Annotated in this window: 1 protein-coding gene; it reads left to right on the top strand. The window is 68.1% G+C overall.

The window, feature by feature from the left end; all coding sequences use genetic code 11:
• On the top strand, positions 1-588 hold a 588-nt coding region (locus ABFX54_RS56750), incomplete at its 5' end, for an IS701 family transposase (RefSeq protein ID WP_428834676.1).
• Between the last annotated feature and the right edge of the window lie 13 nt (positions 589-601).

The following is a 601-nucleotide window of genomic DNA, read 5'->3' as shown; positions in this document are numbered from 1 at the left end:
ATCGAGCGCGCCGCCGACGATGTGCTGCTGAGTTTCGGCTGGGTCACCGGCGATGTGGCCTACGGCGACAACACCGTCCTGCGCGAGCGGTGCCGCAGCCGCGGCCTGAACCAGGTGCTCGCGGTCTCCTGCGACCATCCGGTCACCGTGGCCGCCACCAAGACCCGCGCCGATGTCGCCGTCGCCGCTTTGGAGGAGTCGGCCTGGCAACGCTATGCCTGCGGTGAGGGCGTCAAAGGACGCCGGTTCTACGACTGGGCCTGGATCGCCATCGGTGAGCACGGCAGCCACGACTGGCTGCTGGCCCGCCGCTCGATCAGCGACCCCGGTCAGGTGGCCTATTACCGGTGCTGGGCCACCGGCCCGCTCGCCCTGACCGCCCTGGTGCGCGTGGCCGGAGCTCGGTGGAGCATCGAGGAGTGCTTCCAGGCCACCAAGAACGAGGTTGGCCTGGACCACTACCAAGTCCGCAAGTACACCGCTTGGTACCGGTACATCACCTTGGTCATGGTCGCTTACGCGCATCTGGCCTTCCTGGCCGACCGACGGTCGCGTCCTCGGAGCGGTGTAAAAGGCTCGACGAGGTAGGTGCCGTGGGTGG

It is taken from the genome of Nonomuraea maheshkhaliensis (assembly GCF_039529435.1).
Lineage (GTDB): Bacteria > Actinomycetota > Actinomycetes > Streptosporangiales > Streptosporangiaceae > Nonomuraea > Nonomuraea maheshkhaliensis.
The sequence above is the reverse complement of the archived record's forward strand: the minus strand, read 5'-3'. Positions and strand labels throughout refer to the sequence as shown.